Origin of the sequence: Sphingomonas mucosissima (assembly GCF_002197665.1) — a bacterium.
In the GTDB taxonomy this organism is placed as follows: Bacteria; Pseudomonadota; Alphaproteobacteria; order Sphingomonadales; family Sphingomonadaceae; genus Sphingomonas; species Sphingomonas mucosissima.
In genome coordinates this window covers 67,438-93,538 of the sequence record NZ_NBBJ01000004.1, presented here as the reverse complement: position 1 = coordinate 93,538, position 26,101 = coordinate 67,438, and the positions used below count along the sequence as shown (strand labels likewise).

General features: G+C 66.7%; 24 protein-coding genes. 4 read left to right on the top strand and 20 right to left on the bottom strand.

Annotated features, from left to right (window positions below; translation table 11 throughout):
- Positions 1-16 precede the first annotated feature (16 nt).
- From SPMU_RS12360 to SPMU_RS12290, 14 genes are all read right to left on the bottom strand, one after another.
- A complete protein-coding gene (locus tag SPMU_RS12360) occupies positions 17-406 on the bottom strand; it encodes a cytochrome c-type biogenesis protein (RefSeq protein ID WP_211275802.1) in 390 nt (129 codons plus the stop codon).
- Positions 407-465: 59 nt separating this feature from the next.
- Positions 466-993: a DsbE family thiol:disulfide interchange protein gene (locus SPMU_RS12355; protein WP_245833243.1), complete on the bottom strand. Its 528-nt coding sequence runs from the start codon at positions 991-993 to the stop codon at positions 466-468.
- On the bottom strand, positions 990-2,948 hold the full coding sequence (locus tag SPMU_RS12350) for a heme lyase CcmF/NrfE family subunit (RefSeq protein ID WP_088334220.1): 1,959 nt from the start codon (positions 2,946-2,948) through the stop codon (positions 990-992). The genes SPMU_RS12355 and SPMU_RS12350 overlap by 4 nt, the downstream gene beginning before the upstream one ends.
- 221 nt (positions 2,949-3,169) lie before the next feature.
- On the bottom strand, positions 3,170-4,462 hold the full coding sequence (locus SPMU_RS12340; RefSeq protein ID WP_088334218.1) for an amidohydrolase family protein: 1,293 nt from the start codon (positions 4,460-4,462) through the stop codon (positions 3,170-3,172).
- Positions 4,459-5,880: an amidohydrolase gene (locus SPMU_RS12335; RefSeq protein ID WP_088334217.1), complete on the bottom strand. Its 1,422-nt coding sequence runs from the start codon at positions 5,878-5,880 to the stop codon at positions 4,459-4,461. Before SPMU_RS12335 ends, SPMU_RS12340 begins: the two co-directional genes overlap by 4 nt.
- An 86-nt stretch (positions 5,881-5,966) precedes the next feature.
- Complete coding sequence (gene hslV, locus SPMU_RS12330) at positions 5,967-6,512, bottom strand: ATP-dependent protease subunit HslV (protein WP_088334400.1); 546 nt, start codon at positions 6,510-6,512, stop codon at positions 5,967-5,969.
- A gap of 183 nt (positions 6,513-6,695) precedes the next feature.
- A complete protein-coding gene (locus SPMU_RS12325; protein WP_088334216.1) occupies positions 6,696-7,103 on the bottom strand; it encodes a holin family protein in 408 nt (135 codons plus the stop codon).
- 13 nt (positions 7,104-7,116) lie between these two features.
- Positions 7,117-7,653: a glycoside hydrolase family 108 protein gene (locus SPMU_RS12320; protein ID WP_088334215.1), complete on the bottom strand. Its 537-nt coding sequence runs from the start codon at positions 7,651-7,653 to the stop codon at positions 7,117-7,119.
- A gap of 345 nt (positions 7,654-7,998) precedes the next feature.
- Positions 7,999-8,979, bottom strand: coding sequence for an NAD-dependent epimerase/dehydratase family protein (locus SPMU_RS12315; RefSeq protein WP_088334214.1), 981 nt, complete (start codon positions 8,977-8,979; stop codon positions 7,999-8,001).
- A gap of 121 nt (positions 8,980-9,100) precedes the next feature.
- Positions 9,101-10,678: an alkyl hydroperoxide reductase subunit F gene (gene ahpF / locus SPMU_RS12310; protein ID WP_088334399.1), complete on the bottom strand. Its 1,578-nt coding sequence runs from the start codon at positions 10,676-10,678 to the stop codon at positions 9,101-9,103.
- Positions 10,679-10,914: 236 nt separating this feature from the next.
- Positions 10,915-11,478 carry an alkyl hydroperoxide reductase subunit C gene (gene ahpC / locus SPMU_RS12305; protein WP_076743970.1) on the bottom strand — a complete coding sequence of 188 codons (564 nt, stop codon included), beginning with the start codon at positions 11,476-11,478 and terminating at the stop codon, positions 10,915-10,917.
- Between the two features lie 295 nt (positions 11,479-11,773).
- Positions 11,774-12,496, bottom strand: coding sequence for an acetoacetyl-CoA reductase (gene phbB, locus SPMU_RS12300; RefSeq protein WP_088334213.1), 723 nt, complete (start codon positions 12,494-12,496; stop codon positions 11,774-11,776).
- A 33-nt stretch (positions 12,497-12,529) separates the two neighbouring features.
- Entirely contained in the window at positions 12,530-13,537 is a 1,008-nt protein-coding gene (gene hemH, locus SPMU_RS12295) for a ferrochelatase (protein WP_088334212.1), read from the bottom strand.
- A complete protein-coding gene (locus SPMU_RS12290; protein ID WP_088334211.1) occupies positions 13,534-15,744 on the bottom strand; it encodes a xanthine dehydrogenase family protein molybdopterin-binding subunit in 2,211 nt (736 codons plus the stop codon). Before SPMU_RS12290 ends, hemH begins: the two co-directional genes overlap by 4 nt.
- Before the next feature lie 180 nt (positions 15,745-15,924).
- Here SPMU_RS12290 and SPMU_RS12285 point away from each other — a divergent pair, with 180 nt between their 5' ends.
- Positions 15,925-16,452, top strand: coding sequence for a helix-turn-helix domain-containing protein (locus SPMU_RS12285; protein WP_088334210.1), 528 nt, complete (start codon positions 15,925-15,927; stop codon positions 16,450-16,452).
- Positions 16,453-16,652: 200 nt separating this feature from the next.
- Here SPMU_RS12285 and SPMU_RS12275 read toward each other — a convergent pair whose 3' ends face one another.
- The 5 genes from SPMU_RS12275 to galE form a co-directional block, all read right to left on the bottom strand.
- On the bottom strand, positions 16,653-18,284 hold the full coding sequence (locus SPMU_RS12275; RefSeq protein ID WP_088334208.1) for a long-chain-fatty-acid--CoA ligase: 1,632 nt from the start codon (positions 18,282-18,284) through the stop codon (positions 16,653-16,655).
- Between the two features lie 127 nt (positions 18,285-18,411).
- A complete protein-coding gene (locus tag SPMU_RS12270; RefSeq protein ID WP_088334398.1) occupies positions 18,412-19,569 on the bottom strand; it encodes an acyl-CoA dehydrogenase family protein in 1,158 nt (385 codons plus the stop codon).
- Between the two features lie 79 nt (positions 19,570-19,648).
- Complete coding sequence (locus SPMU_RS12265) at positions 19,649-20,116, bottom strand: DoxX family protein (RefSeq protein ID WP_088334207.1); 468 nt, start codon at positions 20,114-20,116, stop codon at positions 19,649-19,651.
- 37 nt (positions 20,117-20,153) lie between these two features.
- Complete coding sequence (locus tag SPMU_RS12260) at positions 20,154-20,990, bottom strand: HpcH/HpaI aldolase/citrate lyase family protein (RefSeq protein WP_088334206.1); 837 nt, start codon at positions 20,988-20,990, stop codon at positions 20,154-20,156.
- Positions 20,987-21,985, bottom strand: coding sequence for a UDP-glucose 4-epimerase GalE (galE, locus tag SPMU_RS12255; RefSeq protein WP_088334205.1), 999 nt, complete (start codon positions 21,983-21,985; stop codon positions 20,987-20,989). The genes SPMU_RS12260 and galE overlap by 4 nt, the downstream gene beginning before the upstream one ends.
- 66 nt (positions 21,986-22,051) lie before the next feature.
- Between galE and msrA the strand changes: the two genes are divergently transcribed.
- Positions 22,052-22,597: a peptide-methionine (S)-S-oxide reductase MsrA gene (gene msrA, locus SPMU_RS12250; RefSeq protein ID WP_088334204.1), complete on the top strand. Its 546-nt coding sequence runs from the start codon at positions 22,052-22,054 to the stop codon at positions 22,595-22,597.
- Between the two features lie 9 nt (positions 22,598-22,606).
- Here msrA and SPMU_RS12245 read toward each other — a convergent pair whose 3' ends face one another.
- Positions 22,607-23,524, bottom strand: a complete 918-nt coding sequence (locus tag SPMU_RS12245) for an L-threonylcarbamoyladenylate synthase (protein WP_088334397.1) — start codon at positions 23,522-23,524, stop codon at positions 22,607-22,609.
- A 37-nt stretch (positions 23,525-23,561) separates the two neighbouring features.
- On the opposite strand from SPMU_RS12245, the gene SPMU_RS12240 reads away from it, so the two are divergent.
- Both SPMU_RS12240 and SPMU_RS12235 read left to right on the top strand, forming a co-directional pair.
- Positions 23,562-25,244, top strand: coding sequence for an acyl-CoA dehydrogenase (locus SPMU_RS12240; protein ID WP_088334203.1), 1,683 nt, complete (start codon positions 23,562-23,564; stop codon positions 25,242-25,244).
- Positions 25,241-26,068 (top strand): arylamine N-acetyltransferase family protein, encoded by an 828-nt coding sequence (locus SPMU_RS12235; protein WP_088334202.1) that lies wholly within the window; start codon positions 25,241-25,243, stop codon positions 26,066-26,068. The genes SPMU_RS12240 and SPMU_RS12235 overlap by 4 nt, the downstream gene beginning before the upstream one ends.
- Positions 26,069-26,101: the final 33 nt, after the last annotated feature.

Genomic DNA, 26,101 nt, shown 5'->3' with positions numbered 1-26,101 from the left:
ATCCAGTTCTATTTCGCTACCTGTTTCGGCGGCGGAAACTTGCCCGGGCGATCCACACGCCGAAGGCGAGAAGGACGATGGGCGCGAGCCACAAGGGCAGGGTGACGGGGCTGACCGGCGGATCGTAGGTGACGTAATCGCCGTAGCGGGCGATCAGCCAGTCGCGGACCTCGTTCGCGCTTTCGCCCGCGGCGATGCGCTGACGTACCAGGCTGCGCATGTCGCCGGCCATGTCGGCATCGCTGTCGATGATCGCCTGCCCCTGGCACACGAGGCAGCGCAGGGTTGCCATCAGCGCCGTCGCTTCCGCCTCTTTGGCGGGATCAGGCAATTGGACGTTGGCATAATCTGCGGGGGGGCGGCCCTGGGCCGTTGTGGGGGGTGCCAGTGCCAGCGTGGCTGCCATCGTCGCGCAGCCGATCTGGCGCAGCAGGGGCATCAGCGCCGCATCGCGCCGCCGAGCGATCATCGGGCCTTCCGCCATGCTTCTGCCAACGCGGCGACATCCTCGTCGCGGATGTCCCCGACGTGCTGCTTCACGATGATCCCGCGACCATCGACCACAAAGGTTTCGGGTACGCCCGAGGAGCCGAGCGACAGCTGAACCTGGCTGTTCTTGTCGTCGCCGACGCGTGCATAGGGATCGCCGTGGCGCTTCAGGAACTGCGCGATCGCGGTGTCGCTATCGCGGATCGCGACCGCGTCGATCGGGATGCCCATCGCTTTCAGCTTCATGAGCTGCGGTGCCTCGGCAATGCACGGCACGCACCAGCTGGCGAAGATATTGAGCAATCGCGGCTGGCCGGCCCTCAGGTCGCCAGCCGACAGGCCGGGCTTGCCGGACAGGATGGGCGGGAGATCGAATGCGGGCACGGCCTTGCCGACCATTGCCGAATAAACGGTGCGGTCGCTTGGCTTGCGCAGCTCCCGCACGGCGAACACGACCACCACCGTAAAGATGGCGAGCGGCAACCAAAGCAGCCAACGCCTCACGCGCCCCATGCCTCGCGATGGGCGGCGGCCTCGACCGCCTCGTGTGCGCGGCGCTTCTGCCGCCGATCACGCAACCAGTGGCCAAGGATGGACAGCGCGCCGCCGAGCGCGATCAACAACCCGCCGAACCAGATCAGCGTGACCCACGGCTTCCACCAGAGACGAAGCTGCCAGCGGCCCTGCCCATCGGATTGGCCGAGCACGGTGTAGAGCTGCCCGTCGAGCGCGGTGAGAATGGCGCTCTCGCTGGTGGTGGTCGGCGGGTTGGAGAAGAAGCGCGATTGCGGCGCCAGTAGCGGGCCCGTGCCGTTTCCGCGCTGCACGTCGAGGCGGGCCTCCAGCGCAGACCAGTTGTCGCCGATCACCGGGCGGATACCGCGAAGGGTGACGAGGTAAGGGCCGACGCTGGCGGACTCGCCAATGCGCTTCGCCACCAGCGTTTCCTTGGTGAAAGCGGACGAGGCGGCCATGCCCGCCAGGCTCACCGCGATACCGAGATGGGCAACCACCATGCCGTAGACGAACATCGGCGTGCGCAGGAGATTGCGCCCGAACAGCGGCACGATGCTCGCAACCGCCAGACCAGCCGCGAGTGCCAGGCCGAGCATCGGCAGCAGCCCGAACCAGCCCGCAAGCACGATCGATAAGACCGCGCTGATGCCCGTGGCGGCAATCGGCCAGGTCATTCGTTTGACCAGTGCCCTTGCCGAGTCCCGCCGCCAGCGGAGCAGTGGGCCGGCGGCCATGACCGCGACGAGAACCAGCGCAATCGGGCCGGCGGCCTTTTCGAAAAAGGGCGGGCCGACCGACAATTGCGTGCCCATCGCGGCCGCCAGGATCGGGTAAAACGTCCCGATCAATACGATCCCGAGAATGACGGAGAGTAGCAGGTTGTTGGCAACGAGGCTCCCCTCGCGGCTCACAAGCTCGAACGTGTTGCCCGCCCGCACCAGGCCAATTCGGGTGGCGAACAGCGCTAGTGCACCGCCGATGTAGATGGCCAGCAGGATCAGAATGAAGGTTCCGCGCTCGGGATCAACGGCAAAGGCATGAACGCTGGTGAGGATGCCGGAGCGCACCAGGAAGGTGCCGAGCATCGACATGGAGAAGGCGACCACCGCCAGCATCACCGTCCAGGCGCGAAGGCCATCGCGCGTGGCGAGCACGCTGACCGAATGGAGCAAGGCCGTTGCCGCGAGCCACGGCATGAGCGAGGCGTTCTCGACCGGATCCCAGAACCACCAGCCGCCCCAGCCAAGCTCATAATAGGCCCAGTAGCTGCCGGCGGTGATGCCGATGGTGAGGAACACCCAGGCGGCGAGGACCCACGGCCGCATGGCGCGCGCAAAGGCAGGGCCCACGTCGCGCGTGACCAGCGCGCCCACAGCAAAGGAGAAAGCGACCGAGAGGCCGACATAGCCGGCGTAAAGAGTCGGGGGATGGAACGCGAGGCCGGGGTCCTGCAGCAGCGGATTGAGGCCTTGCCCGTCCGCAGGCGAGTTGGTGAGGCGCGCGAACGGGTTCGATGCAAAGAGCAGGAAGGCGTAAAAGCCGAGTGCGATCGCGGCTTGCGCGCCGAGAGTCGCGGTGAGCGTGCGTTCGGCGATGCGGCGTTCAAGAAACGCCACGGCTCCGCCGGCGACGCCGAGGATCGTGACCCACAGCAGCATCGACCCTTCATGGTTTCCCCATGCGCCGGCGAATTTGTACAGCCACGGTTTCGCCGAATGGCTGTTTGCGACAACCAGCGCGACGGACATATCGGAGGTCAGAAACACGCGGATCAGCGCGGCCATTGCTAGCAGCGCCAAGCCACCCTGCACGATGGCCACAGGACGGACGGCCGCGGCGAGGATGTCGTCACTGCGCCGCACCGCGAGTGCGGCAAGCGCAAGCTGCATCGCTGCAAGCGATGCGGCGAGCCACAATGCGACGAGACCGGCCTCGGCAATCACTGGCGGGCGCCGGCGGGGAGCATTTGAGGCAGGCTCATCCCCGCCGCATCGGATGCGAGCTCGAAGTCACGGCTACGGAGCGTCGGACCGGCCTCTATCACATCGTCATGCCGGACTCGTCCCTGTAAGCACCCGGCGGCATCCGCGACGTCGGCGCATGACCGAAGCCCCGGATGCCGGCCCCCGGCCGGCGTGACGATCAATGCCAAATCCACTGGCCCTTAGCGCTCGTAAGCCTTCGGCAGCGCGCCCTCGGTCGGCACAAGATACCGATCACGCAATTGCAGCTGGCGCGAACGCATCGGCTGCGCCCGGCCATCGATCCATACCGCCGTGGGCGAGGAGGAAAGCTCAAGCGGATCGCCATCCCACAGCACGACGTCTGCACGGCGGCCCGCGCGCAGCGAGCCGATCTCTCCCTCCATGCCGAGCGCGGCGGCCGGGGCGGAGGTGATCGAGGCCAGCGCCTCTCCCCAAGTTAGCCCGGTATGGCCGGGGACGCGGGTGATGGCGACAAGGTTGCCGGCATATTGCCGAAGGTTGTGCTCACCGCCGTTGTTGCCGGTGGAAGCGAGCGCCACCTGAACGCCCGCGGCGCGCATCCGGCCGACGTTCGACTCCGTTGCACCGAGCGATTCAAACTGCGCGGGCAGATCGGCGAGCGCGGCAGCGATGACGGGAACGCGAGCAGCCGCGATTTCGCGCGCGACCATCCAGCCTTCGGACACACCGGTCAGCACCAGCTTGAGCTTGGGATAGTCACGCGGCAGCGCCAGCACCGTCAGGATGTCGCTGGCGCGCTCGACATGGACGACGAGCGGCATGGCGCCGTCCAGCACGCGCAGCAGTGCATCGGCATCGCCGCGCTTGACGAGCGAGTCCTTCTCGCGGCCGCCGAATGCAGCCGGGTTGCGGCGGAAATCCTGCGCCTGTGTCAAGGCGTCGTGTAGCATGGCATAAGCGGCCGGTCGGCTGCCGCCGGCGATGCGCCCGCCGCTTTCGCCAAGCTCCACGAACTGGAACGCGCGGGCGCGCGTGACCGGTTGGGCATCGTCGCCGAGGTCAATCACGGCGCCCTGGCCAGCAAAGATCGATCCGGCTGCCTCCGGTGCGACGAACGCGCGTGTCACGCCGCCGAGGCGCTCATTGGCGATCTTCACTTCGGCCGGGTTGATCGCGACCGAGATGTCGATGGCGGCGTTGAACGGCGCGGTACGGGCGCCCGTGTCATTGCTTTCCGAGACGCCGCCGGCATCTGCGATGCCAAGATCGCTGAACCCGGCAACAAAGCCGGGCGCGACCCACTTGCCGCTGCCGTCGATCACCTGCGCGCCCGCAGGCACAGCGACGCCCGCGCCGCTCGCAACGATGCGGCCGTTCTGGAACACGATGGTGCCATTCTCGACCGGGGCGCTGCCGTCCCCAACCGCGATGGTCGCGTTGGTGATCGCCACAGTCTGTGCCGCAACCGGGCTCGCCAGCATCGTGGCGAGGAGGAGCAAAGCGCGCTTCACTTGACATCTCCCGAGCCGGGCTGGCCAAGCTCGAAGTCGCTCACCGGGCGACGCTTGGGATCATTGGCATCGTACAGCAGCGCGCCGTCGATCCAGACCTTGTCGGGGCGGGTGTAGACGCTGAACGGATTGCCGTTCCACAGAACGACGTCGGCCATCTTGCCGGGCACGAGGCTGCCGGTCTTGTCGGCAATGCCCGTCGCCTTGGCGGGGCCCAGCGACAGCCACTTCCACGCGACTTCCGGCGCAATATTGATGCCGGCGCGGCGGCCCGAGGCGAGCACCTTGGCAACTTCCTGATTCAGACGCTGGATGCCGTTTTCGTCATCCGAGTGGATCATCGCGCAGGTGCCGGCACGCTCAAGAATGGCGAGGTTCTCGCCGATGCCGTCATAGCTTTCCATCTTGAAGCCATACCAATCGGCCCAGACCGCGGCGCAGGTGCCGTTCGCCTTCAGCACGTCGGCGATCTTGTAGGCTTCGACGGCGTGGTGGAAGGCGGTGACCTTGTAGCCGAACTCCTTTGCCATATCCTCGACGATCGCCATTTCGTCGGCGCGGTAGCAGTGGTTCTGGATCAGGATCTCGCCGGCCAGCACGCCGCGCAGCGTGTCCATCGCAATATCGCGATCGGGCATGTCGCCGCCGTCCGCCTCGTAGCGATCCCACTTGCGACGATAGCTTTGCGCCTTTGCCCAGGTTGCGCGATCAACCGCGACATTGCCCATGCGGGTGGAAGGCTGGCGGCCCTTGGAGCCATAGACGCGCTTGGGGTTCTCGCCGCACGCCATCTTCAGGCCGTAGGGCGCGCCGGGAAATTTCATCCCCTGCATGGTGCGCGAATAGACGTTCTTCAGCACCACGGAGCGGCCGCCCATGAGGTTTGCCGAGCCGGGCAGGATCTGCAGCGTGGTGACGCCGCCGTTCGCCAGCGCGCGGCTGAAGCCCGGGTCCTGCGGCCAGACGCTGTGTTCGGCCCAGACATCCGCGGTGATCGGGCCGGTCGCCTCGTTCCCGTCGCTGTGCGCCTGGACGCTGGGGGTGGGATAATCGCCAAGGTGGCTGTGGATGTCGATGACGCCGGGCGTCACCCACTTGCCGGTGCCGTCGATCACTTGCGCATCGGCTGGCGCATTCACGCTTGTGCCGACCGCGACGATCTTGCCGTCGGCGAACAGCACTTGGCCGTTGTCGATCCGGCCGCCCTCGCCGTCGAAGACGGTGACGTTGCGCACCACCGTGGGCACACCGGGATAGGCGCGGTACGTCGAGGGGTAGGGATCGCGCGCATAGGGCTTGGGCGCGGCCTTCGACGATGCCGTCTTCGGGCGGGCGTCGCCTTGCGAGCAGGCAACAAGCGACAGCGCGGCGACACCGGTTGCCAGCACGCGCCCGGCGGTGAGAGTGCGAAGGATCATGGCCGCCGTGATTGGACGGACCCGCGCCGGAAGACAAGCGCTTAGCCGCTGCTCCAGCGCAATCCGTCGCAACCAGACGCGGTGGCTCAGGTCGCGCTGTCGAGCGTTTCCACCACCAGCCGATCGTTGGTGTAAACGCAGACCTCCGCGGCGATGCCCATTGCCTTGCGGCAGATCACTTCGGCGTCCTTTTCATAGTCGACCAAAGCGCGCGCAGCGGCGAGCGCGAAATTGCCGCCCGAGCCGATCGCGGCAACGCCCGCTTCTGGCTCCAGCACGTCGCCATTGCCGGTGAGGATCAGCGTCACGTCTCTGTCGGCGACGATCATCATCGCCTCGAGGTTGCGGAGATATTTGTCCGTCCGCCAATCCTTGGCCAGTTCCACCGCGGCCCGCATCAGATGGCCCTGGTGGCGCTCCAGCTTCGCCTCGAGCCGCTCGAACAGGGTAAAGGCGTCGGCCGTCGCGCCGGCGAAACCGGCGATCACCTTGCCCTCGGGGCCGAGCGTGCGGACCTTGCGCGCGTTCGGCTTCATCACCGTCTGGCCCATCGATACCTGGCCGTCGCCGGCGACGACCACTTTCCCGCCCCGACGCACCGACAGGATCGTCGTGCCGTGCCACACGGGCATGCTGCTTTGTTCACTCATGGGGCGGCATGTAGGGTGTCCTGCGGGCATGCAACAGGGGCCTCGCCGCTTGATCCCCTGTGCCGATCGCACGACGGTTAGGGACGGGTTTGTTGGCGCGAATGTTGAGAATGTTGAGGCGCTGGCGCGTTTCCAGCCGGGCGCCTCAACATTCACGCCGACCGCTTACCGCGCCTTCGCCTTCCCCCATTCGCGCGCCACGGTGTAGCCGAGGTATCCCGTGCCGAAGAGCGCATAGAGCGGTTCGGGGATGCCGGTGAGGTACGCGTTCATGCCGCGCGCGATCGCCTCTGCCGTGGCGGGGCGGATCGCGGCGATGATGCCCATCGGGATCGACCAGAGCAGCAGCACGTACATGACGTAGAGGAAGCTGGGGCGCGCGCGGCTGGTCCAGGGATCGGGCGAGCCGGCCTCCGTCACCACGGCCGCCATCTGCGCCGTCAGCCGTTCGAGTTCCTGCGATCCTTCGAGCCGCAGCAGCTCCAGCTTTGCCGCTTCGCGTGCCTTCGGATCGGGCACGATCTTGTCGATCAGCGCTGCGAGCGGGCCAATGAGCGTGTCGAGCAATGTCATGTTCGTCCTCCCCTCAGCCGATCCGGTCGGCGAGCCAGCCGTACAGGAACGCTTCGTTCGCGGGGCGCTGTTCGGCGAGCGAGAGATAGCGTTCGCCCTGCAGCGCCTCGATCGCCTTGAGCAGCACCGTTTCGCCGGTGACGCCGCGCGTCCGGAGGAAACCGTCGAGCGCTGCGAGGGTTTGCGGGCCGATGCGCCCGTCGAGCAGCACGTCAGGATAGTCGCGCGCGCCGCGGTTCAGCGCGTTGAGCGCGCGCTGGAGAAAGCCGGTCGCAACCGCCGGGCCCATGATGACGCCCGTGTCGAACAATTCGGCAGCGATCAGCGGCGCGCGGGTCGCGACCTGATCGAAGCGCGGGCGCTGCCAGTATATACGGCGGTAGATGGCGGCGGCGGCTTCTCGGGTAAAGTGGCGCATGTCGCCGGCATAGCCGTTCGCGCGCGCGACCGCTTCGGTGACGCCCCAGCGAGTCGCGCCGCCGCGGTCTGCGGGATGGTTGGTGTAGCCGCCTTCGCGGTCGATCACTGTGTCGATCAGGTCGTCGATCATGTTTCCCTCCGCTATGAGAACGTATAGGGAACATACATTGGCGGGCGGCGTGTAGGACAGTGGCGGCGTTGGCGCCGTAAAAGTCATCCCAGCCTTGCGCCGGGCTCCAACGTGCCGCGAGCTCTCTGGATGGGCGTTTGCGGAACCATGGATCCCGGATCAAGTCCGGGATGACGCGCGGGGTGGGTTGGGCGTCTGGACAACAGCCTCCGTCATGCCGGGCCTGTCCCGGCATCCAGGGTTCCGCGGGCTCTAAGGCCGAACGGGTTTGCGGAAGGCTGGACCCCCGCACAGGGCCGGGGTGACGTATTGTCCAGGGCTGAGGTTGCGTGTTGAGCGAGCCGCTCAGCTCAGGCCGTGATAGCCCTTGAACCAATCCACGAAGCGCGGAATGCCGATCTCGATCGGGGTGGTGGGCGCGAAGCCGTGGTCACGGCTGATCGCCGTGATGTCGGCGTAGGTGGCGGGGACGTCGCCGGGCTGCATCGGCTCGAGGCTGCGGACCGCCTTGATGCCGATCGCGTCCTCGAGCACGTCGATCATGCGCAGGAGCTGTTCGGGCTTGTTGTTGCCGATGTTGTAGAGGCGGTGGGGCGGGTTGGTGCCGGCATCGGCGGGCGGGTTGTCCGTCACCGCGATCACGCCCGCGACGATGTCGTCGATGAAGGTAAAGTCGCGGCGCATGTCGCCGTGGTTGAAGACGCGGATCGGCTCGCCCTTCAGGATCGCGTCGGTGAACAGCCACAATGCCATGTCCGGGCGGCCCCATGGGCCATAGACGGTGAAGAACCTCAGACCTGTCAGCGGCAGCCGATAGAGATGGGCATAGACGTTGCCCATCAGCTCGTCGGCCTTCTTGGTGGCGGCGTAGAGCGAGATCGGGGCATCGACGCGGTCGTCCTCGGCGAACGGCATCTTGGTGTTGCCGCCGTAGACCGAGCTGGACGAAGCGTAGCTCATCGACATCAGACCATCGCGGCTGCGGGCGTATTCCAGCATGTTGACCTGCCCGACCAAGTTCGACTGCACATAGGCATGCGGGTTGGTGAGCGAGTAGCGAACGCCCGCCTGGGCGGCGAGGTGGACGATGTGGGTGATCGGGTGCGGGGCGAGCGCGGCGGTGAGCGCCGCGTTGTCCGCGATATCGACCTCGGCGAAGGTGAAGCCAGGGTGCGGCGTCAGCAGCGCGAGGCGATCACGCTTCAGCTGGACGGAATAATAATCGTTGAGGTTGTCGATCCCGACCACCTGCTCGCCACGATCGAGCAACCGCTGTGCAACGGCCGCGCCGATGAAGCCGGCCGCGCCGGTGACGAGATAGGCCATGTTGTCGCTCCCTTGTCCGACGCGCGCGGTAGCGCAGGAGCATTGCCGCGCGCTTAAGACAAGGGCGATCCGTCATGCCGGACTGGACCCCGGCACAAGGCCGGGGTGACGGGGGGTTGGATCAGGCCGCTTCGGCGAGATCCGCGGGCAGGCGGATGAGGTAATCGAAGGCCGAGAGCGAGGCCTTGGAGCCTTCACCCATGGCGATCACGATCTGCTTGTACGGAACGGTTGTGCAATCGCCGGCGGCAAAGATGCCGGGCTGCGAGGTTTCGCCGCGGTGATCGATCTCGATCTCGCCGCGGGTCGACAGTGCCACTGCGTCCCTCAGCCATTCGGTGTTGGGAACGAGGCCGATCTGGACGAAGATGCCCTCCAGCTCAATCTCGTGCAGCGTATCGTGGTTGCGATCCTTATAGGTGAGCGCCACGACCTTGCTGCCGTCGCCCTTTACCTCGGTGGTGAGCGCGGAGGTGATGACCTTCACGTTGGGCAGGCTGGCGAGCTTGCGCTGAAGCACCGCGTCGGCGCGCAGATCGCGGTCGTATTCGATCAGCGTGACATGCGCGACGATGCCGGCAAGATCGATCGCTGCCTCGACGCCCGAATTGCCGCCGCCGATCACCGCCACGCGCTTGCCCTTGAACAGCGGACCGTCGCAGTGCGGGCAATAGGTCACGCCCTTGTTGCGATACTGGTCCTCGCCCGGCACGTTCATCTGGCGCCAGCGCGCGCCGGTCGACAGGATCACGGTACGTGCCTTCAGCGTCGCGCCGCTTTCGAGCGTCACTTCGTGGAGACCGCCCTCGCGGGCAGCAGGGACGAGCTTGGCCGCCTTCTGCAGGTTCATCACGTCGACGTCATAATCGCCGACATGCTGCTCGAGCTGCGCGACGAGCTTGGGCCCTTCGGTGTGGCTCACCGAGATGAAATTCTCGATCGCCATGGTGTCGAGCACCTGGCCGCCGAACCGCTCGGTGGCGATGCCGGTGCGGATGCCCTTGCGTGCCGAATAGATCGCAGCGGCTGCGCCGGCGGGGCCGCCGCCGACCACCAGCACTTCGAACGGCTCCTTGGCTGCGATCTTCTCGGCGGCACGTGCTGAGGCGCCGGTATCGAGCTTCGCGACGATCTGCTCGACGTCCATGCGGCCCTGCGCGAACGGCTCGCCATTGAGGAAGATCGCCGGCACCGACATGATCTGCCGCGCCTCGACCTCCTGCTGGAACGCGCCGCCTTCGATGGCGACGTGACGAATGCGCGGGTTGAGCACGCTCATCAGGTTCAGCGCCTGCACCACATCGGGGCAGTTCTGGCAGGTGAGCGAGAAATAGCTTTCGAACTGATAGTCGCCGTCGAGCGCCTGGACCTGGTCGATCACTTCCTGCGACAGCTTGGGCGGGTGACCGCCGACCTGGAGCAAGGCGAGGACGAGCGAGGTGAACTCGTGCCCCAGCGGCACGCCGGCGAAGCGCACGGCGACATCGGTGCCGACACGGCGGATCAGGAACGAGGGGCGGCGCTGATCGTCGTCGGCGCGGATGACGCTGACCTGATCGGACAGGGCGGCGATCTCGTCCAGCAGCTCCAGCATCTCGCGCGACTTGGCGCGATCGTCAGCGGAGGCGACCAGCTCGATCGGCTGGCGGATGTTGGCGAGATAGCCCTTGAGCTGGGTCTTGAGATTATTGTCGAGCATCGAGCCCTCCTGGGAGTTGGTGGCTGCCTTCACGTCAGCGGTGCGGCCCCGCGCACAAGGGGGGGAGGGGACGCGGGGGGAGTGGCGCCGCACCGCTGGCGTGAGGGCAGATAAGGTCTGGGGTGGCGGGCGGTTCCGCCACTCAATCGCGTCACGCCGGGGGTTAGCCCGGCATGACGGACGTGCGGTGGACGGGGCGGATACGCAGCCCCGTCCGCGATACTGAACGGTTAGGCTTAGATCTTGCCGACGAGGTCGAGCGACGGGGCGAGCGTGGTTTCACCCTCTTCCCACTTCGCCGGGCAAACCTCGCCCGGGTGCGCCGCGATGTACTGCGCCGCCTTGATCTTGCGCAGCAGCTCAACCGCGTTGCGGCCGACGCCCTCGCTGGTCACTTCCATCAGCTGGATCACGCCGTCGGGATCAACCACGAACGTGCCGCGATCGGCCAGGCCCTGGCCGGCGCGCAGGATGTCGAAGTTGTTCGAGATGGTGTGGTTCTGGTCGCCCAGCATGGTGAACTTGATCTTGCCGATCGCCGGCGAGGTATCGTGCCATGCCTTGTGGCTGAAATGCGTATCGGTCGACACCGAATAGATCTCGACGCCCATCTTCTGGAACGTCTCGTAATGATCGGCGAGGTCCTCCAGCTCGGTCGGGCACACGAAGGTGAAGTCGGCCGGATAGAAGAAGAACACCGCCCACTTGCCGCGCGTGTCCGCGTCGGTGACGGTGATGAACTTGCCTTCCTTATAGGCCTGGGTCTCGAACGGCTTGATGGTCGTGCCGATAAGCGACATGCGTATCTCCTTGCGTGAACGTGACGCCCAGATAGTGCGCCGCAGCAAGTGATTGAACCGGTTATAATCACTGGGGACGATCGATTTTATCGATCAACGGCGAGCATCCACGAAGATGGCTGTGGCAGCTCAATGCAAGCGGTCGATCAGTGCAGGGCGGTTCTGGCGGACGGGAGCGCGGCGCTTTGTGCGTTGCGGCATGGTGGGATGGCGCTCGGGCGAAGCGGTTCCGGTATTGGCCGTTGATGAGTGGCCGGAACTCGGCGGCGCCTCGCCCAGGCGCCACCCCCGATCGTCAGTACATGTGCTGGCCACCATTGATGGAGAGCGTCGATCCGGTCACGAACCCGCCCTCTTCCGAACAAAGGAATGCGACGCCGCGGGCGATTTCGTGCGCCTGGCCCAAGCGGCCGACCGGGATCTTGGCGACGATTTTGTCGAGCACGTCTTCGGGCACGGCAGCCACCATGTCGGTGTCGATATAGCCGGGTGCGATCGCGTTGACGGTGACGCCGGCACGCGCGCCTTCCTGCGCCAGCGCCTTGGTGAAGCCGTGGATGCCGCTTTTCGCGGCGGCGTAGTTCACTTGCCCATATTGCCCGGCCTGGCCGTTGATCGAGCCGATGTTGACGATCCGCCCCCAGCCCCGCTCGCGCATGCCGGGGAATACGGCCTTGGCCATGTTGAAACAGCCGCCCAGGTTCGTATCGATGACCTCCTTCCACATCTGATAGGTCATCTTCAGGATCGTGCCGTCGCGCGTGATGCCGGCGTTGTTGACGAGGACGTCGACCGGCCCGAGTTCTTCCGCGATCCGCGCGGCACCCGCCTGGCACGCGTCATGGTCGCTGACGTCCCATTTGTACGTGCGGATCCCAGTGCGTTCGGTGAAAGCGGCGGCGCGCTCGTCATTGCCGGCGTAATTGGCGGCAACGGTCAGGCCCATGTCTTCCAGGGCGAGGCTGATCGCTTCGCCGATGCCGCGTGTGCCGCCGGTAACGATCGCTACCCGTTTCATGCTCCGCTCTCCCTCGCTCCAGCCGACAGGACGCTACGAAAGCGACACCCAGCCTTCAAGCTCCCGAACGATCAGATTACGCAACATTTCAATGCCCACGGCGCTGTCGTTGAGACACGGCAGATAAGCAAAATGCGTTCCGCCCGCTGCCTTGAAAGCCTCACGGCCGCGGATCGCCAGCTCCTCCAGCGTTTCGAGGCAATCGGCGGAAAAGCCGGGTGCCACGATGGCGACCTTGCGGATGCCCTTTGCCGGGAGCACCTCCAACACCACGTCGGTTGCCGGTTCCAGCCATTTTGCGCGCCCGAACCGGGACTGAAAGGTCAACGTCACCTCGCGGCCGAGCGCCGCCTGCACCAGCCGCGCCGTCTTGTGGCAGTGGCAATAATAAGGGTCGCCGAGCAACAGGGTGCGCTGTGGCATGCCGTGGAAGCTGGTCAGTATCGCGTCGGGCTGGAAATCGAGCGCGGCGAGCCCGTCCTCGATCGATGTTTTCAGCGCTTCGATATAGGCCGGATCGTCATAATAAGGCGGAAGCGTGCGCACCGCCGGCTGCCAGCGCATCGCAGCCAGCTGTGCAAATGCCTTGTCATTGGCGGTCGCCGTCGTCGCGCCGGAATATTGCGGATAAAGCGGTGCGAGCAGGATGCGCTCGCAGCCGGCATCCTTCAGCGCCTGGATCCGATCGCCGATCGCGGGACGGCCATAGCGCATGGCGTAATCAACGGTGACGCCGGGCCCGAACGCACCGTCCAGCGCCTTGGCTTGCGCGCGGGTGACCGCGGCGAGCGGCGAGCCGTCCTCGCGCCACACCTGCTGATAGGCATGGGCCGATTTCTTCGGCCGCGTCGTGAGCACCGCGCCGCGCAGGATCGGCTGCCACAGCAATTTGGGCAGCTCCACCACGCGCGGGTCGGACAGGAACTCCGCGAGGTAGCGCCGTACCGACGGCGCATCGGGGGCATCGGGGGTGCCCAGGTTGATCAGGAGCACGCCGACGCGGCGTGGCGGGATCGGCGGGTGATCGGCTGGCTTGTTCATGGGGATCCAAACGGGAGTTGGCGGGGCCGCTTGCCGGTAGCGGCGGCAAGGGCATTGGCAATGGCGGGGGCGACGGCAGGAACGCCCAGATCGCTGACGCCGCCCGGATCGGCCGCGCTGGGGATCAGTTCGACCGTGATCTCCGGCGTGTCTGACAGGCGCGGCAGCCGGAGATCGCCAAGCGTGTGCAGGTCGGCGATGCCCGCCGCAAAGGCCGGCACGCGCGCGGTCGCGAGCGCGATGCCGAACACGATGCCGCCTTCCACCTGCTGGCGCACGATGTCGGGATTGATTGCGCGGCCACAATCGACGGCGGCGACGATGCGGCTGACCTTGGCGCGGCCGCCGGCATCATATTGCGCCTCTGCGAGCACGGCGATCATGCTGCCGGCCACCGCATGGCAGGCGAGCCCCTGACCGCTGCCAGCACGCCCGCCGTCCCAGCCGCCAAGCGACGCTGCGGTGGTCAGGCATCGGGCGAGGCGTGCGTCATGCCCGAGCATGCCGATGCGAAAGGACATCGGCTCGGCTCCGGCGCGATGCGCGACTTCATCGATGAAACATTCGGTGAAGAACCCATTCGCCCGGTCCGCTCCGCCGCGCAGGTGTCCGACCGGAAGGGTGATGTCCGCGCGATGCTGATCGATGGCGAGGGCCGGGACGCGATACGGCGGCACCGCGCCCGACATGGCGTAACCATCCGCACCTGCCGGCAGCGCCCGGGCCGCGCGAGCAAGCGGATCGGCGCCGAGCAGCCGCCGCGCGAGCGCAGCGCCGGTTGCCGGGGCGGCGATCTGCGCCTGCCAGCCGAGCAGGCGGCCATCGCCGGACAGGCGCGCCGCCATGCGTGCCTTGGCCGGTGCGCCGAAGCGATCATGGAGAATGGCTTCGCGGCGCGACCAGGTGAGCTGGACCGGCCGCCGCAGGGTGATCGCGATGATGGACGCCTGGGCGGCGGCATCGTGGTCCAGCGCCTGGCCGAACGAGCCGCCGATCAGCATGGGATGCACGGTGATGGCGCTTTCCGGCACGCCGATAGCACGGGCAGCGGCGCCGCGGGCCATGGTCGGTGCCTGTGTCGGGAGCCACAGCTCCAGCCGATCGGCATGCCACCAAGCGGTTGCGGTGGGGGTCTCCAGCGCGGAATGGGCGCCGAGGCCGATCGAATATTCAGCGCGCGCGACATCGCCGCGCAGCACATCGGCAATGTCGCCGACCTCGGCAAAGCGCGCGCCCTCGGCGTCAAGCGCAGCATCGAGCGCTCGGGCGATAGCGCCGCTGTCGGCCAATGCCCCGCGCGTTTCGAAGCGGGGACGCAGGGCCGCCAACCCCTGGATCGCGGCCCAGCTGTTGTTCGCGATGGCGGCGACCCAGCGCTCATTCTCGATCACGGAAACGACGCCGCTGACGCGATCTGCCGCCGCCTTGTCGACGCGCGTCAGCCGGCTTTCGCCGCCGGCCGGCCCTTGCGCGATGCTGGCGAAGACCATGTCGGGCAGCCGGACATCGGCGGTGAAGTTCGCCGACCCATCGACCTTGGCGGGCGCGTCCAGACGGGCCAGCGCCTGGCCGGTGAGCCGCCCTTCATCGCCGATCCGGAGCGGCAATTCCGATGGCAGGTCGAAGCTCGCGGCCTCCGCCGCCAGTTCGCCGAAGCGCAGGCGGCGATCGCCGTTGACCACCATGCCCTCGCTGGTTTCGCACTGCGCCCAATCGACCCCCCAGCGCGCCGCCGCCGCCTTGGCCAGCAGCACGCGGGCCGCAGCGCCGGCCTCGCGAAGCGGCGCTTCGAACATCCGCACGGAGGTGGAGCCGGCGGTCAGCAGCAGGGCGGAGCGAACCCAATGTTCGCGCCGGACCGGCTCGGGAACTCGTGCGAGACCGCCGTCGAACAAGGCCGCCGCCGCCAGCGGGTTGGAATAAAGCGGGCTCGGCAAGGCTGCTTCGACGCCGATCGTCCGCCAATCCGCGCCCAGCTCGTCCGCGAGGATCTGCGGCAGGGTGGTGTACACGCCCTGGCCATGCTCCGCTTGCGGGACGGCAACGGTGATCCGGCCGTTTTCCGCGATCTTCAGCCAGGCCCCGAGCGCCGTCTCGCCCTCCTGCGGCGCAAGATCGACGGCATAGCTTCGCGGCCAGACGGCCCAAGCAACGGCCAGGCCGAGCCCTGCCCCGCCAGTGACCAGCACGGAACGTCGCGAAATCATCGAGCCCGCTTAGCGCGCGCCGGTGCCCGCGTCATGAGGCCGCGTGAAAGAAGCGGTTAATCATATGATAACGCTTGAAAAAGGCAGCAAACCCTGTTGCTGCTGGAACGGATATCATGTTCAAGCGTACCGATAGGTGCGACCGGCGGGAACACGCCGGCATTGGGGGAAGGTGCGGAGATGGTCACGCGATCCGACGAGGAGCCTATTCTCGAGCGAATCGAGAAAGTATTGGCGGAGCTCTCCAGATCAATCGGCTCATCGGCGAACGGCGAGGAAGCCGACACGAGCGCGATCGAAGTGCCAGATCCAGTCGGAGCGACATCGTTCGGAGCAGCGGGGCGACTGAATACTGCCATCGCATGGGTGCGCGCGCGCGCGTGCCGAGATCAGGCATTTGGCGACGATCTTTTCTTTGATCCGGCGTGGAGCATCATGCTGGAGCTCTACATCCATCATCGCCAGCAAACTGCGACCTCCATCACGTCACTGTGCGTCGCCGCCAAGATTCCGCCAAGCACGGGCCTGCGCTGGGTCGCGCTGCTGGAAAAGCGCGGGCTGGTGGTGCGCGAGGCCGATCCGTTCGACAGGCGCAAGAGCTATGCGCGCTTGACCTCCGAAGCGATCGAGCGGGTGGAGCGCACGCTTGACGACGCAATGGAGAGCAACCGCAAGTTAGGCATCGAACGCGTGCGGCTGGTCAACTAAATCGAGCGCCTGCTGCACATGCATGGCGGCTAGCGACAGCGCTTGTGCATCAGGCCCGCGCCCTTCGGGCGTTGTGCGATCAAGGCAGCCGAGCACCAGGCGCAGCATCGCTGCACATTCGCTCGCGGTAACGGTTTTCAGCTCTGCGCCCATGGCTGCAAAAGCGGATTGCCGAGGCCCTTGTTCCACAAAGCTTCTACTCAGGTTGTTGCTCCTGGCAGCGTATAATCTGCCATCCGCTGACGAAGCAGCTTCTTGTCGATCTTGCCCGTTGCGCCGAGCGGGATCTCCTCGACGAACACGACATCGTCGGGCATCCACCATTTGGCGATCCTGCCTTCGAGGAAAGCGAGCAGATCGTCGCCGCTGGCGACCTCGCCGGCCTTCAGCTGGCAGAGCAGGATCGGGCGCTCGTCCCACTTGGGATGCGCGACGCCGATGACCGCGGCGAGCGCGACCGAGGGGTGGCCGGTGGCAATATTCTCGATCTCGATCGAGCTGATCCACTCGCCGCCGGACTTCACCACGTCCTTGGCGCGATCGGTTATCTGCATATAGCCGCGCTGGTCGATCGTCGCGACGTCGCCAGTATCGAAATAGCCGTCCTCGTCGAGGATCTCGCCGCCGTCGCCGCCGAAATAGGAGGAGACGATCGTCGGACCCTTGATCTTGAGGTGGCCAAAGGTCTCGCCGTCGTGCGGCAGTGGCGCGCCAGCGTCATCGGTCAGCTTGAACTTCAGCCCGCACATCAGGCGGCCCTGCTTGATCTTGTGCGCGACCTGCGCATCGTCATCCAATGCCGCGACCTCGGCCGAGGGGGTGGAGAGCGTGGCGAGCGGGGAGGTCTCTGTCATGCCCCAGCCTTGCGTGACCTCGACGCCATATTCGTCGCGGAAGGCGCGCACGAGCATTTCGGGAACCGCGGAGCCGCCGATCGTCACGCGTTGCAGCGTGTCCATTTTTCGGCCGGAACTGCGCAGATATTGGAGCAAACCCTGCCACACCGTGGGCACGGCGGCCGAATAAGTGACCCCTTCGGCCTCGATCAAATCGCAGATCGATTCGCCGTCCATCCGCGGCCCTGGCAGCACCAGCTTCGCGCCGACCGCGGGGGCGGAATAGACCACGCCCCAGGCATTGGCGTGATACATCGGGACGACCAGCAGCACCGTGTCGCGCGCGGACAGCGCCAGCGCATCGGCCTGAAGCGTCAGCATGGTGTGGAGGTAATTCGAACGGTGCGAATAGAGCACGCCCTTGGGATTGCCCGTCGTGCCGCTGGTGTAGCAGAGACCACAGGCGAGATTCTCGTCGAACCCGCCCCAGGCGTATTCCGCCGGCTCGCCCGCGATCCAATCATCGAAGGCGGTCGCGGCATAGTCGGTCTGCGGCATGGAGGCGGCATCGCACAGGAAGATCACCCGCTCGATCCCCGGCGCCTGCGGCAGCAGTTGCGCGACGATCTCGGCGCAGTTCGGATCGGCGAGCAGGATGCGATCGCCGGCGTGATTGGCAATATAAGCGATCTGTTCGAGGAAGAGCCGCGGGTTCAGCGTGTGGAGCACCGCGCCCATGTTCGTCGCGCCATACCAGGCGGCGAGGTGGCGGTGGCTGTTCCAGCCCATGGTAGCGACGCGATCGCCCTGCTTGATGCCGGCGCGGGCGAGCGCGGCCGACACCTGCTTCGCCATGTCGCGGATGTCGGCGTAATTGCTGCGCGTGACATGGCCGGCGGCGTCGCGGGAGATCACCTCGCGATTGGGTTGCCAGGTCGCGGCGTGATCGAGGAAGGTATCGACGGTCAGTTGCCCCGACTGCATCAGGCCCAGCATTACTCTCTCTCCGTCTTCCGTCATGCCGGGCTTGTCCCGGCATCCACTTATCCGCGTACTCAGCGGCTCTTAGGTTTGCGGCACCCTCAATGCCGGGACAAGCCCGGCAGGACGGAGCGCCAATCGGTCAGCCCTGCGCGGCCTTCCAGTCACGCTTCACCTTCTTCGCAAGGCTCCATTTGTGGACTTCGGTGGGGCCGTCATAGATGCGGAAGGCGCGGATCTCACGGAACACCTGCTCCACGATCGTGTCGCCGCTGACGCCGGTGGCGCCCATCACCTGGACGCAGCGGTCGGCGATACGCATCAACGCCTCCGACACGGCGACCTTTGCCATTGAGCTTTCCACCGTGCCCAGCACGCCGGTGTCGAGCACGTCGGCGCACCAATCGATCATCAGTTCCGACTGCTTCAGATCGATAAGGTTTTCCGCCAGCATGAAGCCGACGCCCTCATGGTCGACGAGCGGCTTGCCGAAGGCGTGGCGGCGGTTGGCATAATCGGTCGCGATTTCATGCGCGCGCACACAGGAGCCATGCCAGCGCATGCAGTGCGTGAGGCGTGCGGGCGCCAAGCGGACCTGTGCGAGCTTGAAGCCATCGCCGGGCTCGCCAAGCATCTGGTCTGCCGGCACGCGCAGATTGTCGATCGTGACCACCGAATGGCCGCCGGGCATCGAGCTGTCGATCGTGTCGAGCACGCGCTCGATGCGGATCGCAGGGTCCGGCAGGTCGACGAGGAACATCGACGCGCCTTCGTCCGCCTTGGCCATGACGATGCCGACCTTTGCGCCGTCTGCGCCGGTGATGAAGGTCTTGCGGCCGTTGATCACCCAATGATTGCCGTCGCGCACCGCGGTGGTCAGCATCATCGACGGGTCGGAGCCGGCGCCGTTATCGGTGGCGGGCTCAGTCATGAAAAAGGCGCTACGGGCCTCGCCGCTGACCAGCGGCTTCAGGAAGCGCTCCTTGAGCTCCGGGCTCGCCTTCTGGCCAAGGAGGTACATGTTGCCCTCGTCCGGCGCCATGACGTTCACGGCGAGGGGCCCCAGCGGCGACAGGCCGGAGGCACGCAGCACGTCCGCCGTCTCGCGGTGCGTCAAGTGGCCGCCATCGGGGAGGATGTGCGGGGTCAGCACGCCGGCCTCCCGCGCCAGGCCGCGCATTTCCTGCACCAGTTCGTCGGACGGCCCATGCGTGCCGCAGCGCGGATCGCGCTCGTAGGGAACGATCCGTCCGCGCACGAACGTCTCGACCTTCGCGGCGATCTCCTGGCCTCTCGTCATCCCCATACCCGCATTATTGTTGTCAGATCAGGGTGCTCATGTCGTGTTTCGTTTCGTGTCGCCAGCCTAAAGACGTCGGCTACGGTCGCCAGCGCCGTGCATCGAGCGACCAGCGGCCCGGCCCGGCAAGCAGGATGAAGATCGACTCCATCAGCATCGCAAAGTCCGTGCGCGTCTCATGCGTCATGCTGAGGAAGCCGTAGCGGTCCAGATTCCTGACGCGGAACAGGAGGAAGTCGTGCCCCAGCAGGATCGGCACCTTGGTGCTGATGATCGCGACAAGCATGATGACGATCAGCGGAAGGGCAGCGACGCGCGCAAAGAGCCCGGCGAGGATCAGAAGGCCGCAGGCAAGCTCGACGACCCCGACCAACGGCCCCATCAATTCGGGCAGAGGGATGCCGATCTTGGCGAACCGCCCTGCCCCCAAGACGTCCGGGAGGATGAGCTTCTGATAGCCCTCCAGCACGAACACGAACGCCAGGCTGAGCCGAACGAAGATCGCCCAGCGGCTATCGCCCGGGTTATGCCACCATGGCTGCGTCACGTTGCTAACTCCCTGCCTTGCCGCAGCTGGGCGTTGCTTATGCCACCAGCGCCAGCAGCCGCCGCGCGCTTTTCAGGTGCGGGGCGTCGATCATCTTGCCGTCGAGTTGCAGCGCGCCGGCGCCGGGGTTTGCCTCGAATGCGGCGACGACCGCGCGGGCATGGGCGAGGTCGGCTTCGCTGGGGGTGAAGGCGTCATTGATCACCGCCACTTGCGTCGGATGGATCGCGAGCATGCCGGTGAAGCCGTCGCGGCGGCCGCGCGCGGCATAGGCCGCTAGGCCGTCGAGGTTGCGGAAGTCGGGGAACACCGTCTCGATCGCGGGGACGCCGGCGGCGTGCGCGCCGAACAGGGTGAGCGCGCGGACAACGCGATACGGATCGGTGTAGCTCCCGTCCTCCTCGCGCGCGCTGGTTGCGCCGATCGCAGCGGGTAAATCCTCCGCGCCCCAGGTGAGGCCGGCGAGGCGGCCAGCGACGCTGCCGAAGGTGCCGAGCTGGAACACCGCCGCGGCCGTCTCGCTGGCGACGGGCAGGATCGCGTAGTCGCCGGGCAGGCGATCGGTAAGCGTAGCGACGGAAGACGCGCCTTCCGCCTTGGGGAGGACGATGCCGTCGAGGGACAGACCGGCGATCGCCTCCAGGTCGGCGGCGGCCTCATCGCTGTCGATCGGGTTGATGCGCACGAAGACCGCCGGGCCATCCTCGCGCGGCGCCTCGATCCAGGCGCGGACGGCGGCGCGCGCCTCGGGCTTGCGATCAGGGGCGACCGCGTCCTCCAGATCGAGGATCAGCGCGTCGGCGCCGGTCGCGACGGCCTTGGGAAAGCGCTCCGGCCGATCGCCGGGGACGAACAGGAGCGATCGAAGCTTCACTTGCCCATCTCGGCGAGCTTGCGTTCCCAGGCGAGCGCATCGCGCACGATGCCGTCGAGATCGGCGCGCTTGGGCTGCCAGTCGAGCGCGGCGAGGATCGCGCTGTTATCGGCCACCAGCTCCGCGGGATCGCCGGCACGACGGCCCTCGACGCGGCGCTCGATCGTCATGTTGGTCACGCGGTCGACCGCGTCGAGCACCTCCAGGACGGAGAAGCCGCGACCATAGCCGCAGTTGAAGGTGAAGCTTTCGGCGGGGGCGGCGATCAGCTGCTTCAGCGCGGCGACATGCGCCTCGGCGAGATCGGAGACGTGGATGTAATCGCGCACGCCGGTGCCGTCGCGGGTGGCGAAATCGGTACCGAACACGCCGACGGCGGCGCGCTTGCCGGTTGCCGCTTCCACGGCGATCTTGATGAGGTGGGTCGCGCCGACCGTTGACTGGCCGCTGCGCCCTTCCGGATCGGCGCCGGCGACGTTGAAGTAGCGCAGCGCGCCATAGTTCATCGGATGCGCCGCCGCGACATCGCGCAGCATCGCCTCGGTCATCAGCTTCGACATGCCGTATGGATTGATCGGGAGCTGCGGATCATCCTCGGTGATCGGCACCTTGGTCGGGTTGCCGTAGGTCGCGGCGGTCGAGGAGAAGATGAAGTGCGGCACGCCCTCCGCCACCGCGCTTTCGATCAGGCTGCGCGTCGCGCCGGTGTTGTTGCGATAATATTTGAGCGGATTCTCGACCGATTCGGGCACCACCACGGAGCCGGCGAAATGCATGATCGCGCGGACATTGTGCTGGCGGATCACGTCGCGCACGCCGGGATCCTCGACGGCGATGCTGACGAAAGCGGCGCGCGGATCGACCGCCCAGTCGAAACCGGTGACGAGATTGTCGATCACCACCACGTCATGGCCGGCATCGAGCAGCGCCAGCACTGCATGGCTGCCGATATAGCCCGCCCCGCCCGTCACCATCACCTTGCCATCGAATGCCATGCTGATCTCCCTCTTTGCGCGCGACCTAGCGGCTTCCTACATTGGCCGCAAAGGAGACTGCATCTCATGACCGAATATGCGACGCTTGCCGGTGGCTGCTTCTGGTGCACCGAGGCCGTGTTCCAAGACGTGATCGGCGTTGAAAGCGTCGAGAGCATCTATATCGGCGGCACCGTGCCTAATCCGACGTACAAGCAGGTGTGCGGCGGCGATACGGGCCATGCCGAGGCGATCCGCGTGGGCTTCGATCCGCAGCAGATCAGCTATGGCGAGCTGCTCGACATCTTCTTCGCGACGCATGATCCGACGCAGCTGAACCGTCAGGGCAATGACGTGGGTACGCAATATCGCTCCGCCATTTTCCCTGAGACGGTGATGCAGGAGGAGCAGGCGAACCAGGCGATCGCGCGGGCGCAGGCCGATCACGACAAGCCGATCGTTACCACGATCGAGCAGGCCGACGAATATTATCCGGCCGAGGATTATCACCAGGATTATTGGGACGGCGAAGGCCAGCGTAATCCGTATTGCCTGGCGGTGATCCCGCCCAAGCTGCAGAAGCTGCGCAAGAGCTTCGCGGCGCGCTCCAAGGCGGCGACCGTCTCCGCCTGACAGGAGCGATTACCGGTGCGCGGCGCGGCGCAGGCGATCGTTGATCGCCGCGCCGATGCCGCTGTCTGGCATGGGGGCGATGGCGATGCGCGGGGGCGCGGCGGCGTCGGCGCGGTGGAGCGCGTCGAAGAGGCGGGCGGCGGCTTCGACCAAGTTGCCGGTCGCCGACAGCGTGTCGTCGCCGGCGATCTCACCAAAGCCGATCAGCCATTCGTCGTCCTGCCGTTCGGTGGCATCAAGGCGCAGCGGCTTGGCGGGGGCATAGTGCGTGGCAAGCTGGCCGGGAGCAGTGACTTTAAGGCCAAAAGAGGCCGCGGACAGGCCGAGTTGTTCCGCGGTGATCGGGCCGGGACGCAGGATCGCGCCGTTGCCCACAATGGTCGATTCGAGGCCGGCGGTGGTCGGGCCGTCATCGAGGATCAGGGGCACGCGGTTGCCGAGGCTGGCGGCGACATGTGCGGCGCGGGTGGGGCTGATCGCGTTGCTGGCGTTGGCGGACGGGGCGGCGAGCGGGCGGCCCGACACGCGCAGCAGCGCCTGCATCGCGCGGTGCGCGGGCACTCGGAGCGCGATCGTGTCGAGCCCGGCGGTGACGAGACCGGCGATGCCGGTGTTGGGGCGCAGCGGCAGGACAAGGGTGAGCGGGCCGGGCCACCAGCGCTCCGCCAGCGCCAGCGCGGCATCGTCGAACACCGCGATCCGCTCGGCGGACTCGCGATCGGGCAGGTGGACGATCAGCGGGTTGAAGCTGGGTCGGTCCTTGGCGGCATAGATGCACGCCACCGCTTCGGCATTGGTTGCGTCGGCGGCGAGCCCATATACCGTTTCCGTCGGCACGGCGACGATTCCGCCGGCATGGATCAGCGCCGTCGCTTCGGCGATCGCCGCTTCACCAAGAGGCAGGATTCGAGGGATTTGAGCCGTCATCGCCGGACGGTATAGCGGCGCGACACTGGAGAAGAACATGCCTTACACCGCCCCGATCACCGAGCAGCGTTTCGTGCTCGAGCATATCGTGCGCATCGCGGATCTTGCCGCTACGGAACGCTACGCTGCCGCCAGCCCGGACGTGATCGACGCGGTGCTGGAAGGAATCGGGCAGCTGGCCGAGGGCGAATGGGCGCCGCTGGCGCGGGCCGGCGACACGGTTGGCGCGAAATGGACGCCGGACGGCGTGGTGATGCCGGCAGGGTACAAGGAAGCCTACAAGGCCTATGTCGAGGGCGGCTGGGGCACCATCGGCGTACCGGAGGAATTCGGCGGACAGGGCCTGCCGTTCGCGGTGCAATGCGCGGTGCTGGAGACGCTGGGCAGCGCCAACATGGGCTTTGCGCTGGCGCCGATCCTGTCGGTGGGCGCGATCGAGGCGCTGCAGCACCATGGCACACCCGAGCAGCAAGCGACCTGGCTGCCCAAGCTTGCCACCGGCGAGTGGACCGGCACGATGAACCTGACCGAGCCGCAGGCAGGCAGCGATGTCGGCGCGCTGCGTGCGACGGCCACGCCGCGCGGCGACGGCACCTTCGCGATCAAGGGCACCAAAATCTACATTTCGTTCGGCGATCATGATCTCGCCGAGAATATCGTCCACCTGGTGCTGGCGCGCACACCTGATGCGCCGGCGGGCACGCGCGGGATCTCTTTGTTCCTGGTGCCCAAGGTGCGCAGCGAGGGGACGTTCAATGACGTTCGTGTGGTGTCGATCGAGCACAAGATGGGGCTTCATGCCTCGCCCACCTGCGTGCTGTCGTTCGGTGACGGCGACGATTGCGTCGGGGAGCTGATCGGGCCGGAGTTCGGCGGGATGCGGGCGATGTTCACGATGATGAACAACGCCCGCCTCAACGTCGGCCTGCAAGGCGTACAGGTGGCGGAAGCGGCGACGCAGAAGGCGGTCGAATATGCCCGCGAGCGCATCCAGGGCGCGCGTGCGGGCCAAGCCGCGGCGATCATCGAGCATCCCGACGTGCGCCGCATGCTGATGCGGATGAAGGCGCAGACGCAGGCAGCCCGCGCGTTGGTGTATTATGCCGCCGGGCAGGTCGACCGCGCGAACCTTGGCGATGCCGCGGCGCGCGACCGGCTGGAGATCGCGACGCCGCTCGCCAAGGCGCACGGCACCGACATCGGCAACGAAGTCGCGAGCCTTGGCGTCCAGGTGCACGGCGGGATGGGCTATATCGAGGAGACGGGCGCGGCGCAGTTCTTCCGCGATGCGCGAATCACCCCGATCTATGAGGGGACAAACGGCATCCAGGCGGCGGACCTCGTTGGGCGCAAGCTGTCGCTATCCAATGGCGCGGCCTTCGCGGCCCTGATCGAGGACATGCGGGGCGGCACCCATCCGGCGCTGCGCGAGTTGGTGGCGGCGTGCGATGCGGTGGGCCGTCGCTTGCAGACGGCGGACGCCGACGATCGGCTGGCAGCGAGCTATCCGCTCCTGACGATGCTCTCGGTCGCGACCTGCGGCTGGCTGCTCGAGCGCGAGGCAGCGGAAGCGGGCGACGATGCGTTCGGGCGTGCGAAGAAGGCGGTTGTCGCTTTCTACCTCGACCAGATCGTGCCCGAGGCCATGGGCCTGCGGGCCGCAGCGGAGGCGCCGGCCGCGCCGCTGTATGCGCTTGAGGCAGAGGCGTTTGCCGCATGAGCTCGGCCTTCAACCTGCCCGCGTACATGGAGCGCATCCGCCTCCCGGCGCGCGCCACCGTTGACCATCACGGGCTGGCTGCAGTGCAGCGCGCGCATCGGCTAGCGATCCCATTCGAGAATCTCGACGTGCCGCTGGGGCGCGGGATCGACATTTCGTCCGACGCGGTGTTCGGCAAGCTCGTCGTCGGCGGGCGCGGGGGCTATTGCTTCGAGCAAAACAGGCTGTTCCTTGATGCGCTGGAGGCGCTGGGCTTCGAGGCGCGGCCGCTGCTCGCGCGGGTGTGGCTGAACGGCGGCGGCGTGCCGCCCAAGACGCACACGCTCAGCCTCGTTAGCTTCGGCGGGCAGGAATGGATCGCCGACCCTGGCTTTGGCGGCAGCTACACGCCGCCGATGCCGCTGGTGGAGGGGGCGGAGGCCGAGGCGCCGGATGGCGCGAAGTTCCGCCTGACGCGCGATGCGGAACATGGCTGGATGCTGCTGCGCGACGGGCATGGCGCGACCACCGATGGGCGTGGCGGGGGCGAGGGGTTCCAGCCGCAGTACAGCTTCACCACCGACCTGGTGTGGCCAGCGGATCTGGAGGTGTCGAACCGCTGGACCTCGACGGCACCGGACACGCGCTTCACCACATTGAAGGTGGTGAGCATCGTCCTGCCGCATGGCTTCGCCACGCTGACGGATCGGCAATACCGCCGGCGTGCTGGCGAGGAGGAGAATGCGGGATTGATCGAAGATCCGCGGGTCTATCGCATGCGGCTGAGCATGATGTTCGGCATCGACCTGTCCAAGGAAGAGGTCGCGGCGCTCGGCTTGTTCTGAGCGGGGAAGGGCGAACAAGCCCGTCATCCCCGC

Bases quoted from the DNA above. Each gene is read 5' to 3' on its own strand.
- SPMU_RS12360 (WP_211275802.1), bottom strand. From the start codon at position 406: ATGGCAGCCACGCTGGCACTGGCACCCCCCACAACGGCCCAGGGCCGC.
- SPMU_RS12335 (WP_088334217.1), bottom strand. From the start codon at position 5,880: ATGATCCTTCGCACTCTCACCGCCGGGCGCGTGCTGGCAACCGGTGTC.
- hslV (WP_088334400.1), bottom strand. From the start codon at position 6,512: ATGCCCGTGTGGCACGGCACGACGATCCTGTCGGTGCGTCGGGGCGGG.
- SPMU_RS12325 (WP_088334216.1), bottom strand. From the start codon at position 7,103: ATGACATTGCTCGACACGCTCATTGGCCCGCTCGCAGCGCTGATCGAC.
- SPMU_RS12320 (WP_088334215.1), bottom strand. From the start codon at position 7,653: ATGATCGACGACCTGATCGACACAGTGATCGACCGCGAAGGCGGCTAC.
- SPMU_RS12315 (WP_088334214.1), bottom strand. From the start codon at position 8,979: ATGGCCTATCTCGTCACCGGCGCGGCCGGCTTCATCGGCGCGGCCGTT.
- ahpF (WP_088334399.1), bottom strand. From the start codon at position 10,678: ATGCTCGACAATAATCTCAAGACCCAGCTCAAGGGCTATCTCGCCAAC.
- ahpC (WP_076743970.1), bottom strand. From the start codon at position 11,478: ATGTCGCTTATCGGCACGACCATCAAGCCGTTCGAGACCCAGGCCTAT.
- phbB (WP_088334213.1), bottom strand. From the start codon at position 12,496: ATGAAACGGGTAGCGATCGTTACCGGCGGCACACGCGGCATCGGCGAA.
- hemH (WP_088334212.1), bottom strand. From the start codon at position 13,537: ATGAACAAGCCAGCCGATCACCCGCCGATCCCGCCACGCCGCGTCGGC.
- SPMU_RS12290 (WP_088334211.1), bottom strand. From the start codon at position 15,744: ATGATTTCGCGACGTTCCGTGCTGGTCACTGGCGGGGCAGGGCTCGGC.
- SPMU_RS12285 (WP_088334210.1), top strand. From the start codon at position 15,925: ATGGTCACGCGATCCGACGAGGAGCCTATTCTCGAGCGAATCGAGAAA.
- SPMU_RS12275 (WP_088334208.1), bottom strand. From the start codon at position 18,284: ATGCTGGGCCTGATGCAGTCGGGGCAACTGACCGTCGATACCTTCCTC.
- SPMU_RS12270 (WP_088334398.1), bottom strand. From the start codon at position 19,569: ATGACGAGAGGCCAGGAGATCGCCGCGAAGGTCGAGACGTTCGTGCGC.
- galE (WP_088334205.1), bottom strand. From the start codon at position 21,985: ATGGCATTCGATGGCAAGGTGATGGTGACGGGCGGGGCGGGCTATATC.
- msrA (WP_088334204.1), top strand. From the start codon at position 22,052: ATGACCGAATATGCGACGCTTGCCGGTGGCTGCTTCTGGTGCACCGAG.
- SPMU_RS12245 (WP_088334397.1), bottom strand. From the start codon at position 23,524: ATGACGGCTCAAATCCCTCGAATCCTGCCTCTTGGTGAAGCGGCGATC.
- SPMU_RS12240 (WP_088334203.1), top strand. From the start codon at position 23,562: ATGCCTTACACCGCCCCGATCACCGAGCAGCGTTTCGTGCTCGAGCAT.
- SPMU_RS12235 (WP_088334202.1), top strand. From the start codon at position 25,241: ATGAGCTCGGCCTTCAACCTGCCCGCGTACATGGAGCGCATCCGCCTC.